The following is a 1,077-nucleotide window of genomic DNA, read 5'->3' as shown; positions in this document are numbered from 1 at the left end:
GCTGCTGGACGATTTCATGTCGCTGGTGGCCACCTTTGCCGGTCGCGTGTACGGGATGCGCTCACGCGAGGCGCGTCGGCGGCTTCTGGCCGAAGCCGGGGGCCGCATGGAACATCCTGGGCCGGAGCCGGAGTTGCGGGTGAAGATCGTGGCTAGGTTGATGGCGACGGCGACGTGTACCGCTTTCGGTGGCGCCCTGGAGGGTACGGGCGAGCGGGTCGGCCGGCGGGTCTTGCTGGAACGGGTGGGTTTTCTGGCCCGGTTGAGCCGGGAGCTGACCGGCGCTCTGGTGGCCGCCCGGTGGGATGAGGGTTCCCTGGACGTGCTGGCCGCCGGGGTGGACGAGTGGGGCCAAGACCTGCCGTCCAAGGGGTGGATGGCGATGCGTCGCCTGAACTGGCCGCGGACTCTCACGCCCCCGGCGGGGGTGTATGTCCCGGACCGGGTGCGCCGGGGTGCCCAGGAGTACGCGGCCCGCACCCTGCGGCTGGCTCTGCACCGGCGCGGTATTGTGGCCGCTGTCCTCGCCACTTGGCCCGCTGATCCGGGCCGGCGCACCGATGCGGAGTGGGCGGCGCTGCGAGAGCTGCTGCCTGCCGGGGTGAGCGGTGCGGAGATCCGCAGCCGCACCCGGCAGATCCGCCAGTTCGTGGCCGGGCACGGGCAACTGCCCGCCGGGCTGTGCGTCCTGGAGGGCCCGCCGCAGGTGGCCGGGCAGGTGTTGCTGGCGGCGATGGACCGCCAGCAGGTCACCCTTCAGCGGGTGGATGCGGCCACCGCCCGGTTGCGGGTCAAGCTCCCCCTGCGGGCGGCCCCGGCCACGGGCCGGGACTGGGGCTGGCACGTGGTCGACATCCGGCTGCCCGGCACTATCGCACCGGATGCGGTGCTGCACGCCCCGACCCTGCGCCCCGCCCCGGCCGGGAGGATCGCCGTTGACCTGCCGCACTCCCGGCCTGTCCCGGCCACCAAGGCGAGCGGGCATAGTGTGGCACTCGGCTTCGACTGGGGCGTCAACACCCTGCTCACCGGAACCCTGGGCCGCCTGACCGGCCAGGGCCCGGCCAAGCCGGTGGT

At 73.4% G+C, this 1,077-nt stretch carries 1 pseudogene; it reads left to right on the top strand.

The annotated features are described in order from the left end of the window. Nucleotides 1-139: 139 nt before the first annotated feature. Nucleotides 140-1,077 (top strand): annotated as a pseudogene (locus FCI23_RS55865) (zinc ribbon domain-containing protein); the annotation flags it as partial.

Origin of the sequence: Actinacidiphila oryziradicis (genome assembly GCF_005047355.1) — a bacterium.
GTDB lineage: Bacteria > Actinomycetota > Actinomycetes > Streptomycetales > Streptomycetaceae > Actinacidiphila > Actinacidiphila oryziradicis.
This window is presented reverse-complemented; position numbering and strand designations above follow the sequence as displayed.